Annotated in this window: 12 protein-coding genes; 7 read left to right on the top strand and 5 right to left on the bottom strand. The window is 55.6% G+C overall.

Annotated features, from left to right (window positions below):
• Positions 1 to 109: 109 nt before the first annotated feature.
• Positions 110 to 634: a non-heme ferritin gene (ftnA, locus tag CUC53_RS05880; protein WP_100293289.1), complete on the bottom strand. Its 525-nt coding sequence runs from the start codon at positions 632 to 634 to the stop codon at positions 110 to 112.
• Between the two features lie 551 nt (positions 635 to 1,185).
• Here ftnA and CUC53_RS05885 point away from each other — a divergent pair.
• Positions 1,186 to 1,620, top strand: a complete 435-nt coding sequence (locus CUC53_RS05885) for a universal stress protein (protein WP_100293290.1) — start codon at positions 1,186 to 1,188, stop codon at positions 1,618 to 1,620.
• 74 nt (positions 1,621 to 1,694) lie between these two features.
• Here the strand turns inward: CUC53_RS05885 and CUC53_RS05890 are convergent, their stop codons facing one another.
• A complete protein-coding gene (locus CUC53_RS05890; protein ID WP_100293291.1) occupies positions 1,695 to 2,624 on the bottom strand; it encodes a LysR family transcriptional regulator in 930 nt (309 codons plus the stop codon).
• 91 nt (positions 2,625 to 2,715) lie between these two features.
• On the opposite strand from CUC53_RS05890, the gene CUC53_RS05895 reads away from it, so the two are divergent.
• Positions 2,716 to 3,597: a DMT family transporter gene (locus tag CUC53_RS05895; protein WP_100293292.1), complete on the top strand. Its 882-nt coding sequence runs from the start codon at positions 2,716 to 2,718 to the stop codon at positions 3,595 to 3,597.
• A 450-nt stretch (positions 3,598 to 4,047) separates the two neighbouring features.
• On the opposite strand, the gene cspE is transcribed toward CUC53_RS05895, so the two are convergent.
• Positions 4,048 to 4,260 carry a transcription antiterminator/RNA stability regulator CspE gene (cspE, locus tag CUC53_RS05900; RefSeq protein ID WP_100293293.1) on the bottom strand — a complete coding sequence of 71 codons (213 nt, stop codon included), beginning with the start codon at positions 4,258 to 4,260 and terminating at the stop codon, positions 4,048 to 4,050.
• Positions 4,261 to 5,167: 907 nt separating this feature from the next.
• Here cspE and CUC53_RS05905 point away from each other — a divergent pair.
• Positions 5,168 to 5,944 (top strand): glycosyltransferase family 2 protein, encoded by a 777-nt coding sequence (locus tag CUC53_RS05905; protein WP_100293313.1) that lies wholly within the window; start codon positions 5,168 to 5,170, stop codon positions 5,942 to 5,944.
• Between the two features lie 144 nt (positions 5,945 to 6,088).
• Here the strand turns inward: CUC53_RS05905 and ilvC are convergent, their stop codons facing one another.
• A complete protein-coding gene (gene ilvC / locus CUC53_RS05910; RefSeq protein WP_100293294.1) occupies positions 6,089 to 7,570 on the bottom strand; it encodes a ketol-acid reductoisomerase in 1,482 nt (493 codons plus the stop codon).
• A 119-nt stretch (positions 7,571 to 7,689) separates the two neighbouring features.
• Between ilvC and ilvY the strand changes: the two genes are divergently transcribed.
• The 4 genes from ilvY (at position 7,690) to ubiA (ending at position 12,950) form a co-directional block, all read left to right on the top strand.
• Positions 7,690 to 8,583: an HTH-type transcriptional activator IlvY gene (gene ilvY / locus CUC53_RS05915; protein ID WP_100293295.1), complete on the top strand. Its 894-nt coding sequence runs from the start codon at positions 7,690 to 7,692 to the stop codon at positions 8,581 to 8,583.
• A gap of 240 nt (positions 8,584 to 8,823) precedes the next feature.
• Positions 8,824 to 11,415, top strand: a complete 2,592-nt coding sequence (locus CUC53_RS05920) for a bifunctional acetate--CoA ligase family protein/GNAT family N-acetyltransferase (RefSeq protein WP_100293296.1) — start codon at positions 8,824 to 8,826, stop codon at positions 11,413 to 11,415.
• A gap of 132 nt (positions 11,416 to 11,547) precedes the next feature.
• Entirely contained in the window at positions 11,548 to 12,084 is a 537-nt protein-coding gene (locus CUC53_RS05925; protein ID WP_100293297.1) for a chorismate--pyruvate lyase family protein, read from the top strand.
• Positions 12,081 to 12,950, top strand: a complete 870-nt coding sequence (gene ubiA, locus CUC53_RS05930; RefSeq protein WP_236757879.1) for a 4-hydroxybenzoate octaprenyltransferase — start codon at positions 12,081 to 12,083, stop codon at positions 12,948 to 12,950. The genes CUC53_RS05925 and ubiA overlap by 4 nt, the downstream gene beginning before the upstream one ends.
• Before the next feature lie 50 nt (positions 12,951 to 13,000).
• Here ubiA and CUC53_RS05935 read toward each other — a convergent pair whose 3' ends face one another.
• Positions 13,001 to 14,953 carry a ligand-gated channel protein gene (locus tag CUC53_RS05935; RefSeq protein ID WP_167386696.1) on the bottom strand — a complete coding sequence of 651 codons (1,953 nt, stop codon included), beginning with the start codon at positions 14,951 to 14,953 and terminating at the stop codon, positions 13,001 to 13,003.
• Between the last annotated feature and the right edge of the window lie 243 nt (positions 14,954 to 15,196).

The raw sequence follows: 15,196 nt of genomic DNA on the forward strand, positions 1-15,196 counted from the left end.
ACCGTGATTGCCTCTGGCTGACATAACAACGGTGACTGCACACCAGAATAAATAACGGCCCTTAAAAGGGCCGTTATTGTACTGGCGCAGCACTCAGTGTCCAAGACTATCAGGCGTTGCTGTCCATGATGCTGGCAGGGGCGCCCTTGGCCAGTTCGGCCAGCTCTTTATCGATGAAGTAGAGGCCTTTGCCATCTTCACCCACCAGACCCAGACGGTCGACGATGCTTTTGAACAGCTTCTCCTCTTCATGCTGCTCGGCCACATACCACTGCAGGAAGTTGAAGGTGGAGTAGTCCTGAGTCGTAAAGGCAACATGGGCCAACCCATTGATGCATTGGGTGATGTGGTATTCATGTTCGAGCGTAGTGCGGAAAATATCCCCTAGCGACTTGAACTCATGGGGCGGGGCGTCGATGGCACCTAGCATCGGCATGGCGCCGGTCTCGCTCACATAGGTGAACAGACGCTCCATGTGCTGGCGCTCCTCAACCGCGTGCTGGCGTAGGAAAGTCGCCGCCCCTTCAAAGCCCTTGTCTTCACACCAGGCACTCATCTGCAGATAGAGGTTGGAGGAATAAAACTCCAAATTAATCTGCTCGTTCAATTTTTCGATCATCGCTTTGGCCAGCATCTTGTCTCTCCTCGTTGATTTGGTATCGATTGTCGCCACACCGTGGGCGTGAATCAACCCATTCGCACGAGAAGATCCCATTGTCACCAAAAGGAGCTCAAATGGATTGTTTTTGGTGCTGCTTGATTGCGCCAAGCAACCGATGGGGCTGACAGACGTTCAATGAAATCAACATAACGCTATGATTTTATTTGGTAAAATTACTTATTTAAAAGGACCGCAACACTGTATTGAGGTTGGGGGGCGGCAAAACAAGAGGGAGCGCGAGGCTCCCTAAGTGGTCTTCATATGCTTTTTGTTCTGTTGTGTTCATTGCGAAGCACAGGGCTATCCTATTGTGCCCCTGCCGCTTGAACAAGAGGGTGGATGTGACCTCCGTCAAACTCCGGTTTAATGGATGGCTAAAATTGGGCGATGGATCACCTAGAAGACTTTATCAGGGGCTAAAAGAAACCTATCTTAGGCGCGGCGTTGGGCTGGGCCAGTGAGACCATGCCAGCGGTAGCACCGCGCGATATTAGTAAGCGCAAGTTCGGTTAAGGAGATACCCCATGAGTGGAACCTATTACAAACACGTACTGGCTGCGATTGACCTATCGGAAGATAACCGCAAGGTGATCGAGAAGGCCGTTGACCGCGCCCGGTCTAACGGTGCCAAGTTATCGGTCATCCATGTCGATGTGGACCTCAAAGATCTCTATACCGAGATGATCGATATCGATATCGATAACGTGCAGGATCAGGTGATTGCTGAGGCGAAAGAGAAGCTGGAGGCTTTCTTAGCATCCGTCGACTACCCGATAGAGAAGAAACTGGTGATTTGTGGCGATTTGAGCGAGCGCGTCAATCAGGCCGTTAAGGAGTACGACATTGATCTGTTAGTGTGCGGCCATCGGCAAAGCTTCTGGAGCTTACTCACCTCCAGCGCCCGTCAGCTAATGAACACGGTACCTTGCGACATGTTGGTGGTGCCGTTGCAAAAATAGTTTCCCGCCCGATCTCAAGCTCCAGTAACACTCTTTGTCTTGTTACTGGAGTGGCTCACAGCCTACTGGCCGCGCTACCCCGCTGAATGTCCGTATAAGTCACCGGCTAACTGGTGCAGTAAGCGCTTAAACCAGCCAATGGCTTGGTCGTGAGCCGTAAGTGGATGCCCTGCCATCAGATAGACGATAGGGATAGCCGGTTCGAGCTGGTGCAGTTGGAGTGGATAGTGATGGCAGAAATGCCGACCTATCATCTCTGGCACCACCACCAGATAGCGGCCAGTGGCCATCAGCGGCGGTACCGCCATAAAGCTCGGGAGCCTCACCCCCAGCTCCCGCGCTACCCCAAGACGAGCTAGCCATAAATCGACCATTGCTTGGCTGTGGCCCCAGCTGGAAGTATGAATATGAGGGCGGCTCACCAGTTGTTCAGGGCCGAGTACCTCGGGCAGCTCGCTGCCAATTGGCGACAAACAGACCAACGGATTGCTGAACCACTCTTCTTGCCACAACCGAGGCGAGAGGTGGTTAGCGCCAGCAAAACCGATCACCAAATCCAACCCCCCCTTCTCCAGCTCCCGCTCGTAGTCGCTGTCCGCTAGTTCGCAGACTTCCAGACGGCAAAGAGGGGCTTGCTGATAAAGCAGGTCGACTAAGGCAGGTACCATGCCATGCTCCACTGAGCCTGGCGTGGCAATGCGAAAAATGCGCCGTGCCGTGGTGGGATCAAAGCCTGCGGCTTGGCGTAGCCCCTGCTCTAGCATGGCCAGAGCTTGGCGTATTGGTCCCGCGAGGGCTTTAGCCCGCTCCGTGGGCATCATTGCTCGGCGGCTCATAATAAATAAGGGATCATCAAGTGCTATTCTCAGTCGGCCGAGCGCATGGCTCACTGTTGACTGAGAAAGGTGAAGCTGCTCGGCTGCGCGTGTCACGTTGCGCTCTTGCATCAGGGTGTCAAACACCGTGAGGAGGTTCAAATCAAGTCGAGCGAGGGAGATATCCATCGATAATAGCCATAGCAGAATGCCAACAATTCATTTTTGACATACTAGCAGATTACCTAGAATGCGCAGGCTCAATCTATTGGAGATGAACATGCGTAGTTATCTGTTGTTACTGGCCATTGGCTTGCTGTGGGGATCACAATTCATCTTCATGCATCAAGCGGTCACCGAACTGCCCCCCATTTTAGTCGCCGCTGGTCGTGCCCTCTGCGGCAGCTTGACCCTAGGTCTGCTCTGCTTATTCATGCGGCTCAAAAGTGAACATACCCCGTGGCGTACTTACATGTTGATTGCCCTGCTCGATGCCACCATTCCGTTCATCATGGTGGCGTGGGGCCAGCAATATGTGGATAGCGCCGTCGCTGCCGTGGTGATGGGGTGCATCCCATTTGTTACCATTTTGATGGCTCCCTTGTTTGTCTCTGGCGAAAAAATCACCAAGAGCGGCTTATTGTCAGTGCTGATCGGCTTTATTGGGGTCTTGGTGCTGTTCTGGCCTAAGCTGGCCCAGGGCATGAATGCTGGTTTGCTCGGCGCTATGGCCATCTTGCTTGGCGCGAGCTGCTTCGCTATCGGTCTGTTGATGATCAAGCGTTTTGCTAAAGATCATCCCGTCGTAGTGGCGCGTAATATCCTGATCTCCTCGGCCATCCAGTTGTTACTGGCTGCGCCCTTGGTCATCGACCTGAGCACGGTCACGTTACCGAGCCATCACACCTTGAGTGCTATCACCATGCTAGGGGTGTTTTGTACCGGATTGGTCTACTTCCTCTATATGGCGCTGATCCAGCAAGCGGGGCCGACGTTCGCCTCTTTCAGCAACTATCTGGTGCCCCTATTTGGCGTCATGTTAGGCGCCTTATTCCTTGGCGAGCAGATACAATCCACGACTGGGGTGGCGCTGGCGCTGATCCTCGGTTCCGTTGCGATGAATCAATGGGCGCAGCAGCGCCGTAGCCAGCAGGCGTCATAATCACAACGAGAGGGCTGCCGTCGTTAGATTGCAGCCCTTGATCGCGACACGTGTGTTTAATAAGTGGCAACGCAGCCATTGGCTGAGTGTCGTTGATGCAAGCGGAGCGTGGGAAGTTCGGCGATAGATGTGGAAGACGATCCATCAAGCAGCAGTTATCTGCTGGCAGGTCCACAATGCGCTGTTGTTACGTCGGATTACGTGGCGGGTCGTACAGAGTCAATGAGACGGGTAGTGTTGGAGGAAGATGCTAAAAAACGCCCGCCGAACGAAGTAAACATGATTTAAAACAACTCAATATAAGATGTTTTGCATGAAATGCTTACTGAGCACCACCAGATGAAGTGAGTATCTCATCATGGTGTAGGCTATTCGAGCCTTTGGGGCTGGGGCGTTTTTATCAAGATAGGTGGCTTATACAACAGAGACCATAAGCCAACTAAGAGTCAATTACAGAGCAACAACGTTAGCTGCGGCAGGACCTTTTTGGCCTTGCTCGATGCTGAACTCTACACGCTGACCTTCGTCCAACGTTTTGAAGCTAGTGGACTGGATGGCAGAGAAATGTACAAACACATCTTTGCTACCGTCAGCAGGAGAGATAAAACCGAAACCTTTCTCAGCATTAAAAAACTTAACGGTACCAGTCATTTTGTTAGACATAACATTTTCCTTAAATAATATGGCTATAAGCCCAATAAAAACACATGACGGTTCATTAGCAACACGTTACGGAGCACTAAAGAAAAATAGTTTTTGATAACTCGTTTTTAAATTTACGATTGCTTTTATGCCTAAGATTATTTTTCTTTTACAAGAAGAATAAGTATCTTTGGTTTTAGCGCACCGATAAAAACAAAGCATATCAATACTGCTTAATTAAAATGACTGCCTAACATAATTAAAACCAAACTAATGAACTATCCGAATAATTAGAACACGTGTGCTTTACTAAAGCAAACGTTAATGTTGATATAATTTTTTTAGTGGCCAACAGACTGTATTAAAAGACATTCAATATTTTTAGCTCACCCAGCATCGGTCAATATGACCATCCTACTTGTTAGGAAACGGTTAGGGAGATGCTTCAATTGCTTAGATATTAGGGATTTCGCCCCTGCCAGCATGTCGAGGATTGCCACCCCTTAACGTGAGCATGAGTTGTATGCCATTTTATGGACTCACGAAGCTTGAAAAGTCTCTGGGGACAGCAGGTATCGTGGGCGTTATTACCAACCGATTACCTGATCATAGAAGGGCACTTCATTAAGCCTATTTTTACTTACTACCTTTGCCATTCGAGGCATATTTTGCGTTGGATATAGACGGTGGCTTCTATCCACCATATCTAATGATACCTACTTAGAAAGAGCTAGTACCATCGTGCGCTTCTATAATATCAATCTCGGTGTGATTACCTCCTAAATCGAGCCGCTGATACGATTAACTGGTAACCCGCCATTGCCGCAGCCTTTTCCGCTGGGTCATGCCCCGATCAGGCTTTTAGGCTAGAATGGGCGCCATTTCGAGCATGACCCGCCAGCCGGGCAATAACTGTGAGCGCCATTTTGTGAAAAAACCGACTCTGGCTGCCGTTCTGATCGTCAAGAATGAAGCCGACAACCTGCGCCTGTGCCTCGCCTCCCTCGACGGGCTAGTGGACGAGATCGTCATTCTGGACTCCGGCAGTCAGGACGAGACGCCCGCCATTGCTGCCGAATTTGCGGCCCGTTTCTTCGTCAACGACCAGTGGCCGGGCTTTGGCAAGCAGCGCCAGCTGGCCCAGTCCCACGTGCAGTCCGACTGGGTGCTGTGGCTGGATGCCGACGAGCGGCTCACCCCTGAGCTGAAAAGTGCCATCGCCAAGGTGATGGCCAATCCGGCCAGCGATACCATCTACTCTATCCCGCGCCTCTCCTGGGTGTTTGGCCGTTTTATTCGCCACAGCGGTTGGTATCCTGATCGGGTGCTGCGCCTCTATCCGAAGGCGCTCACCGGCTACAACGACGCACTGGTGCATGAGAAGGTGGCGGTGGGCGCCAACATGCAGATCGTCAAGCTGGATGGTGACCTGCTCCACTTTACTTATCGGGATCTGGAGCACTATCTGGTCAAATCCGCCGGTTATGCCCGCGCCTGGGCTGATCAACGCAGCGCCCGTGGCAAGCGGGGCTCCCTCAGTCAGGGGCTGATCCACGCTGTCGGCTGCTTTCTCAAGATGTATCTGCTCAAAGCGGGTTTCCTCGATGGCAAGCAGGGACTACTGCTGGCCATCCTCTCCGCCCACTCCACCTTGGTCAAATACGCCGACCTGTGGGTACGCCAGCAGCCACAGCAACCGGAATAACCCCAGCCTGCACAACACTGCCAGCGGACAATCTGGGCCAATAAAAAAAGACCCCCTTCAGAACGAAGGGGGTCTTTTCACACTGAGCCCCGCTTATTTTACGAGGCAAGTGGGCGTGCCAAGCAAGCTCGGCACAGTCAGCATTTAGCCGCCTACCGCGATGCGCTTCATGTCTTTCATGTAGCCACGCAGCACCTGACCAATCTGCTCGATCGGGTGGTTGCGAGTAGCCTCGTTGGCCGCCAGCAGGGCTTGGTTATCAACGCTCTGGCACTCAGCCTTGCTGGTACCCAGATCACCGGCTTTCAGGGTTGGCATAAAGTGCTCACGCAGCAACGGCTCTGCGGCATAGGCAAACAGGTAGTTACCGTACTCAGCGGTGTCAGAGATCACCACGTTCATCTCATACAGGCGCTTACGTGCCACGGTGTTGGCGATCAGCGGCAGCTCGTGCAGTGATTCGTAGTAGGCAGACTCTTCATAGATGCCAGACGCCACCATGGTTTCAAATGCCAGCTCAACACCCGCTTTGACCATAGCCACCATCACGATGCCATTGTCGAAGTACTCTTGCTCGGCGATCTTGCCCGCATAGACAGGTGCGTTTTCGAAGGCCGTTTTGCCGGTCTCTTCGCGCCAAGTCAGCAGTTTGACGTCATCTTCAGCCCAGTCGGCCATCATGCCGCTGGAGAAGGCGCCGCCGATAATGTCATCCATGTGCTTCTCAAACAGTGGGCGCATCAGGGTCTTGAGCTGCTCAGAGAGCTCGAACGCACGCAGCTTGGCTGGGTTAGAGAGGCGGTCCATCATCAGGCTGATGCCACCCTGCTTGAGGGCTTCGGTGATGGTTTCCCAACCGAACTGGATCAGTTTGCCAGCATAAGCAGGGTCAGTGCCTTCTGCGACCAGCTTGTCGTAGCAAAGCAAGGAGCCCGCTTGCAGCATACCGCAGAGGATGGTCTGCTCGCCCATCAGGTCAGATTTCACTTCTGCCACGAAGGAGGATTCCAACACCCCAGCACGGTCGCCGCCGGTGGCAGAAGCCCACGCTTTAGCGATGGCCATACCTTCGCCTTTAGGATCGTTCTCTGGGTGAACAGCGATCAGGGTCGGCACGCCGAAACCACGCTTGTACTCTTCACGTACTTCAGTACCTGGGCACTTGGGCGCCACCATAACGACCGTCAGGTCTGAACGGATTTGCTGGCCTTCCTCAACCACGTTGAAACCGTGGGAGTAACCCAGCGCCGCGCCCTGCTTCATCAGCGGCATGACAGTTTTGACAACGTCGGAGTGCTGCTTGTCAGGGGTCAAGTTCAGTACCAGATCGGCGGTCGGGATCAGCTCTTCATAAGTACCTACCGCGAAGCCGTTATCAGTGGCTTTCTGCCAAGAGGCGCGCTTCTCGGTAATGGCGGCTTTACGCAGGGCATAAGCGATATCCAGCCCGGAGTCACGCATGTTCAGACCCTGGTTCAGACCCTGAGCACCACAGCCAACGATCACCACCTTCTTGCCCTTCAGCGCGTTGCAACCGTCAGCAAATTCTGCCCGCTGCATAAAACGACATTTACCCAATTGGGCCAGCTGCTGGCGCAAGTTCAAGGTGTTGAAATAGTTAGCCATAGTGATTACTCCGTTCAATGGATTTGGCGCCGCGATCACGGCATGTCGACCCACTATAGCGCGGGACACACATTGCCTGAACTGATATATTCGAAACAGTATATTGCAGGAATTGAAAGATGGATTTGCGCAATCTTGAGCTGTTTCTTCACTTAGCCGACTCCCTCCACTTTGGCAAAAGTGCCGATGCCATGGCGGTCAGCCCCTCCACCTTGAGCCGAGCCATTCAGCGGCTGGAGCAGGAGACCGGCTGTGTGCTGTTCGAGCGAGATAATCGCTCGGTACGCCTGACGCCCGCAGGGGAGAAGCTGCGCCAGTTTGGTGGCGGCCTGCTGCAAGAGTGGCGCCAGCTCAAGCAAGAGCTCAAGCTGCGCGACGAGCCCTTGCAGGGCAGATTGCGGGTTTTCTGTTCCGTCACTGCCAGCTATTTTCTGCTGCCTGAAGTGTTGGCCCGTTTTCGCCGTCGTTATCCCCAGTTAGAGATCAAATTAGAGACCGGTGACCCCGCACTCGCGGTGGAGAAAATCCTGACGGACGAGGCGGATCTGGCCATCGCGGCCCGCCCCGACGCGCTGCCTGCCAAGCTGGAGTTTGCCAGCCTGCAGCGGGTGCCCTTGGTTTTTATTACGCCCCGCCAAGCGCCCCAGCTTAACCAGTGGTTTCGCCACGGGGAGCCGGATTGGGAGCGGCTGCCGCTGATCCTCTCCGAGCAAGGGCTGGCCCGCAAACGCAGTGACCAGTGGTTTCGTAACAAGGGGATCTCCCCCAATATTTACGCCGAAGTCGCAGGCAATGAGGGGATTGTCGCCATGGTGGCGCTCGGTTGTGGCGTTGGGCTGGTGCCCGCAGCGGTCATCGATCACAGCCCGCTGGGGGACAAGGTGCGGATCGTCGATTTAAAACCCGCGTTCAAACCATTTGATGTGGGGATCGGGGTGCTGAAACGGCGTTTAGAAGAGCCGCTGATCCGGGCCTTCTGGGATACCGCTCAAGATCACGCCACCAGTCGCTAATTCCTGACCCGCGGGCAGGCGATCAGCCTCCCCGTGATCGCCTGCTAAAAAGGGGGCGCGCGGGGTTTATCAAGATAACAAGCGTTGCCAATTTGCGCCCGTCGCGCGCTCGAAATCGGCCCTGACTGGGTGTACGCTCCATCATCGGTGCCCTCTCTGTGACCCATTTGGCGGCGCCCATCAGCCCTACTGAGATAAGTTGTTAGACGATCGTCATCCCCCTCTGCAACGGGAGTCACTATGGAAAGCTGCGGTCTGGACCGGCTGTTTAAGCCCCACTCAATTGCGGTCATTGGCGCCTCTGCCGATCCCAACAAGGCAGGCCATGTGATCGTGCGCCACCTGCTCGCGGGCCATTTTTCAGGGCCGATCCTCCCCGTCACACCCCATCATAAAGCGGTCGCTGGGGTGTTGGCCTATCCCAACATTGCCAGCCTGCCATTGGCACCCGATCTCGCCATTCTCTGCACCCGACGGGAGCGGGTGCTGACGCTGCTCGATGAGCTGGGTCGCAAAGGCGCAGGGGCCGCCATCATCTTGGCGGGGGATTTTTCCGACCATGAGCGCCAGCAACTGAAGCAGGTCGGCCAACAATATGGCATTCGCTTGCTCGGCCCCAACAGCATGGGGATGTTGCTGCCCGGTCAGGGCATTAACGCCAGCTTTTCACCGATTGCCGCCAAGCCGGGACAGGTCGCCTTTCTGTCGCAATCCGCCGCCGTCAGCACCACCATTTTGGATTGGGCCAAGCAGCACGAGCTGGGCTTCTCGGCCTTTATCTCGCTGGGGGATCACTGCGACATCGACTTTGGTCAGCTGCTGGATCAGCTCTCGCGCGATAGCGTGACCCGCGCCATCTTGCTCTATATGGATAAGCTGCACGATGCCCGCCACTTTCTCTCGGCGGCGCGAGCCGCCTCCCGCAACAAGCCTATTTTGGTGCTCAAAAGTGGCCGCCATGATCCCGCCCATGGCCTAGATAATGTCTATGATGCCGCCATCCGCCGCGCAGGGATGCTGCGAGTGCGAGATACCCATGAACTGTTTGCCGCCGTCGAAACCCTGAGCCACTCGATGACCCTCAAGGGGGAGCGACTCGCCATCATCTCCAATGGGCGGGGGCTGGCTAATATGGCGGTGGATGTGCTGCTGGGACGGGGTGGCAAACTGGCCCGCACCCCGCTCGACATTGGCAGCGATGCCACCATCACCACCTATCAGGACGCGCTGGACAGCGTGCTACAGGAGGATGGCATCGACGCCATCCTGATCATCCACGCCCCCTCGCTCACCGCGCCGAGTGCCCCGCTGGCCAGCCATCTTATTGTCCACCTCAAGCAGCACCCACGGGCCCGCCGTTTCAACATCCTCACCAACTGGGCTGGCGAATATTCGGCACAAGAGGGGCGCAAACTGTTTACCGAGGCGGGTATCCCAACCTATCGCACCCCCGAAAGCGCCATGGCGGCTTTTATGCACATGGTGGAATATCGCCGTAACCAGAAGCAGCTGATGGAGACCCCCGCATCACTGCAAGGCCATCAGCTCAATGTCGAGCTCTGCCAGCAATTGATTCAACAAGCCCAAGCACGCCAACAGCGGCGACTTGATACCCATCTTGTGCACCCGATTTTGCAGGCATGTGGCCTATCCACTCTGCCCACTTGGATCGTCAGCGATGCCATCGAGGCCGCCTTAACCGCCGAGCAGATTGGTTATCCGGTCGCGGTTAAACTGCGCTCACCAGACATCCTCCATAAATCGGCAGTGCATGGGGTGATGCTGAATCTGCGCACCTCCGCTGAGGTAGCACACGCCGCCGATGCGATTTTGGATCGGGTAAAACAGCACGACCCGGGGGCCCGCATCGAGGGCTTGCTGGTGCAGCGGATGGCCCGCCGCAGCGGCGGCTTGGAGCTACGAGTGCGGATTCAGCAAGACCCGGTATTTGGCCCGGTAATCTTACTCGGCGAGTCGGGCAGTGAGCCGCACGAGATGGTGGCCGCGCTACCGCCGCTTAATCAGGCGCTGGCCCGCTACCAGATCCTCGATGCCCTGAAAAGTCGCAAAATCCGCGAGCAGGCGACCCTGACGCCGCTCGATATCGACGCCCTTAGCCAGGTGTTGTGCCAACTCTCAGCGCTGCTGCTCGCCTTTCCCCAGATCCGCGAACTGGATTTGCACCCGCTGCAAGCCTGTGACGACGAGATGGTGGTGTTAGATGCCAGCCTGACGCTGGCCGATCCCGGCCAGCCCGTCAGCCATCAGCTGGCCATCTCCCCCTATCCCACCGAGTTGGAAGAGGGGGCCTGGCTCAAGGATCAGCGCCATATTTTACTGCGGCCGATCCGCCCAGAAGATGAGCCCGCCCATAAGCAGTTCGTGCGGCAAGTGTCAGATGAAGATCGCTATAAGCGCTTTTTTGCCGATGTCGGCGAACTGGGCCACGAGGAGCTGGCCCGGATGACCCAAATCGATTACGACCGCGAGATGGCGTTTGTGGCCGTGGGGCAGGATGGTGAGCTGCAAGGGCAAATCGTGGGAGTGGTGCGCGCTATCTCGACCCCAGACTTGAGCGATGCCGAGTTTGCTATTTTGGTCCGATCCGACCTCAAAGGGGTGGGCCTTGGCAAACTACTGCTGGAAAAAATCGTGCGCTACGCCACCGAGCATGGCATTGGCCAGCTCTCGGGCATGACCATGCCCAGCAATCGCGGCATGATCAATTTGGCCAAACGCTTAGGGTTCAAGATTGATGTGCAGATGGAAGAGGGGGTCGTCAATATGGCGCGCCCCTGTGCCGCCCCCCCAGCGGCCGTTACACCGGATTAAACCGATGGGGCGCGGCGGATAAATTGGGCTCTTTTGCGACCATTCCAGCGGAGGTTCTTACAATTCGCTGCTGATTTACGGATAATAAACCGGTTTTTAACCTGAACACGGGAATCTCTGGATGGTGATGTTGTGAAGTCCGAGCCGACTGCTCCTCTTATTCCCATCAGCGAGTGGTTATCCCCCGAATGCTGCGAGTTACCCACCTCTTTACGCCCTTGGTTGCTAGAACGTGGCTCCATGACGCAGCGCCTGCGCCGCTACAACCGCCACTTTTCGGTCGAGTGGCTGGGTAATGCTCCCGTGCAGCTCAGCCCAGACGAGCAACGCTGGGTGGCATCACCCGAGCCCACTGGCTATTGCCGCACCGTGACATTACATGGCGATGCGGGGCCAGTGGTGCTGGGTTGGACCCTGTTTAGCCATGCCGCTTTGCACGGGTGTGGCTTGGCCGAGTTGGGCCATCAACCCTTGGGTGAGCGGGTGTTTGATGGCGAGCCGGTGCGGCGTGACCAACTGCAGCTGGCGCGGTTTGCGCTCGCTACGGGGGCGAGCGGTGAGGTAATCCAGCTGTGGGGGCGGCGCTCCCGGCTGTTTTTGGGGCAATGGCCGTTGCTGGTGCACGAGCTGTTTTTGCCCTCCCTGATCATAAACAAGGAGCTGGAGTGAATTTGTTGACCAAGGAGCGGGGACTGGCCTATGTGCAGTTGGCCCGCATGGATAAGCCTATCGGCACCTTGCTATTACTGTGGCCCACCTTGTGGGCGCTGTGGCTCGCAGCGGATGGGATGCCGCAATACTGGGTGCTATTTGCATTTGTGCTCGGGGTATTTTTGATGCGATCCGCTGGCTGCGTCATCAACGACTATGCCGACCGCCACTTCGATGGCCACGTGAAACGCACCGCTGGCCGCCCGCTGCCGACCGGCCGCGTGGCCGCCAAAGAGGCATTGATGTTGTTTGTGGTGTTGGCGGCCATCGCATTTGGGCTGGTGTTGACCCTCAACACCCTGACCATCGCGCTGTCGTTTGGCGGCTTGCTACTTGCCATCTGCTACCCGTTCATGAAGCGTTATATTCCGATCCCCCAGTTGGTACTCGGCTTGGCCTTCTCTTGGTCGATCCCGATGGCTTATGCGGCGCAAGCCAATGCCTTGCCACTGGCCGCTTGGCTTATTTTTACGGCCAATTTGCTGTGGACCATTGCGTACGATACCCAGTACGCCATGGTCGATCGGGACGATGACCTCACCCTCGGCCTGCAATCGAGCGCCATTATGTTTGGCCGCCACGACAAGTTGGTGATTGGTCTGCTGCAATTAGCGACCCTGCTGATGTTGCTGGCCGTTGGCCAGCTCATGCAGCTAGGTGCTTGTTATTACTGGGGATTGCTAGGGGCTGCCGTGCTATTTGTCTACCAGCAGCGGCTGATCAGCGGGCGGCAACGGGACGCCTGCTTCAAGGCGTTTCTCAACAATAACTATGTGGGCGCTCTGATATTTATCGGCCTGCTGCTGGATCGACTGCCCAGCTAGTCGGCCGACTCGGTTAACCGCCGCCATCACGGGTTGATGGCGGCATCTGCTTAGAAGTTGTAAGTCAGGCCTAGGTTGTAACGGCGACCATCAAGCACCGTGCCGTAACTGCTGTAATCCACCGTTTTATCAAACAAGTTGTAGACCCCAGCCGTCACGTTCAGCTGTTTGTTCGCCTTATAGACCAACCCAGTATCAAAGAAGGTATAAGACGGGGTGCCCTCCGCCATCCGCACCCGGCTCAGGTACTCTGACGTTTTGCCCCGGAAGTTGACCCGCGACCAGAACCCCAGCATCTCATTGGCTTGCCAATCTAAGGTGCTGTTGAACATGTGGCGTGGCATCTGGTTTAACGCGCGTCCCGCCAGCGGGCCACTCTTTTGCTCAGACTGGGTGAAGGTATAGCTGGAGCTCAGCGACCAGCGATCATTGATCGCCCAATCCATCATGCTCTCCACCCCGCGCATGTTGGCTTTATCGACGTTGATGCGATCGCTGATAAAGTCGTAGCTGTGGCCATTGAGGGTACAGGCGGGGTCGTTCTTGCTAGAGCAGCGGCGCACTTCCGAGATCTTGTTTTTGAAGTCGGTGTTAAACAGAGTCAGCCCAGCATTGAGCCCCGCCTGCCCATCCCACAATACCCCCAACTCGTGGCTGACACTGGTCTCGGGTTGCAGGTCTGGATTACCGACCAGCACCCCATCCAAGCTACCGCCGCCCGTCACCTGCCCCCACCCTGCGGCGGACATCCGCAGATCCGGTGAGCGATAACCCGTTGATATGCCGCCTTTTAGCGTCCAATCATCGGCCAGATGCCAGACCCCATACAGCCTTGGACTCCAGTGCGAGCCATAGTTTTGATCCCGATCCATCCGCACCCCGCCGGTCAGGGCAAACTGCTCGGTCAGCGACCACTCATCTTCGACAAACAGCGCCCAACTCCAGCGGGTCAGCTGAGTAGCCGGATTCGCTACTTGCAGCCGGTTGCCCTGATCGTGCAAATCTTCATAGCGATATTGGCCGCCGACGCTCAGGTAGTGATCGCCCAACATCACTTGACTATGGGTATCTGCAATGGTGTTGGTGAGCTCCATTTCGCGGCCGGGGTTAGTATTGACCTCCTGCTGCAGATAGCTGCTGGATGAGCCGAACTCATACTGACCATCATGGGTTAAGGCATAGTTGGTGCGCTCGTAGCGGTTGAGGCTGGTTTGGGCGCTAGGATTGATCGAACTGCCCGGTGTCCGATCCCGATCTTGCAGGCTGCGGCTCGCTTCGAAATCAAAACGATTACGCGCATCAGGGGTGAAGCTAACGACCGCCGTGCCACTGCGGGTCTCTTGCTCGGCATATCCTTGCAGGAACTTATCTTCAGCCCGATGGGCCAACTGGCCATTGAGCCGCAGCCCCAAGGTGCCATCAATCAGCGCACCTGCGGTGTAGGCATTAGTTTGAAAGCTGTCTCCGGCCTCCTTGTTTTCTTGGAAGGTCGAGTCAGCGTGTACCGAGCCTTGCCAAGCTAGGTTCGCGGTCTTGCGGGTGATCACGTTAATCACCCCCCCCATCGCATCAGAGCCATAGCGAGAAGACATGGGGCCACGCACCACTTCAATCCGCTCGATCGCTTGTAACGGTGGCAACCAGCCCTGCTCAATACCCGGTCCATCGCTATTTGGGCGAGTGCCGCGGCTATCAACCTTCTTGCCATCGATCAGCATCAGCGTGTATCTGGAGCCCATTCCCCGAATGCTGATATCGCTGCTGCTGCCACCACCGGTCACCACTACCCCTGGCACATCCTTGAGGGCATCAGTGACATCGCGGTAGGCCCGTTTTTCCAGCTGCTCTCGGGTGATCACCGAGATCGTCGCAGCGGAGTCTTCGATCTTCTGCTGGAAGCCCGATGCCGTTACCACCATCACCTCACTCTCTGCCGCATACGCCTGAGCACTGAGGGCTGCACAGATCAACACAGAGAGTGGATTAGGATTTATTTTTCTCATCGCTAGCCTGAACCTTTAAGTCGGAGAGTGGCGTAGTCCTTCACTTCACTCGAAAAGATCGACGTCAGCCTCCTGCCGACAACCTGATTGATAAAACACTCATTTTAAAGACATTTTATTCATCGGCAGGCATTGTAAACAGCAAGAGAGTCCCAATCAAATGATAATCGTTATCATTGCTTTTCGTTGTTATCTAGAGACACCCAGCTGACACAACGTGATTCACCATGCCAACAGGATCTG

This window comes from Aeromonas cavernicola (assembly GCF_002795305.1).
GTDB classification, from domain to species: Bacteria; Pseudomonadota; Gammaproteobacteria; order Enterobacterales; family Aeromonadaceae; genus Aeromonas; species Aeromonas cavernicola.

Bases quoted from the DNA above. Each gene is read 5' to 3' on its own strand.
- CUC53_RS05935 (WP_167386696.1), bottom strand. From the start codon at position 14,953: ATGAGAAAAATAAATCCTAATCCACTCTCTGTGTTGATCTGTGCAGCC.
- ilvY (WP_100293295.1), top strand. From the start codon at position 7,690: ATGGATTTGCGCAATCTTGAGCTGTTTCTTCACTTAGCCGACTCCCTC.
- CUC53_RS05890 (WP_100293291.1), bottom strand. From the start codon at position 2,624: ATGGATATCTCCCTCGCTCGACTTGATTTGAACCTCCTCACGGTGTTT.
- cspE (WP_100293293.1), bottom strand. From the start codon at position 4,260: ATGTCTAACAAAATGACTGGTACCGTTAAGTTTTTTAATGCTGAGAAA.
- CUC53_RS05895 (WP_100293292.1), top strand. From the start codon at position 2,716: ATGCGTAGTTATCTGTTGTTACTGGCCATTGGCTTGCTGTGGGGATCA.
- ilvC (WP_100293294.1), bottom strand. From the start codon at position 7,570: ATGGCTAACTATTTCAACACCTTGAACTTGCGCCAGCAGCTGGCCCAA.
- CUC53_RS05885 (WP_100293290.1), top strand. From the start codon at position 1,186: ATGAGTGGAACCTATTACAAACACGTACTGGCTGCGATTGACCTATCG.
- CUC53_RS05920 (WP_100293296.1), top strand. From the start codon at position 8,824: ATGGAAAGCTGCGGTCTGGACCGGCTGTTTAAGCCCCACTCAATTGCG.
- ftnA (WP_100293289.1), bottom strand. From the start codon at position 634: ATGCTGGCCAAAGCGATGATCGAAAAATTGAACGAGCAGATTAATTTG.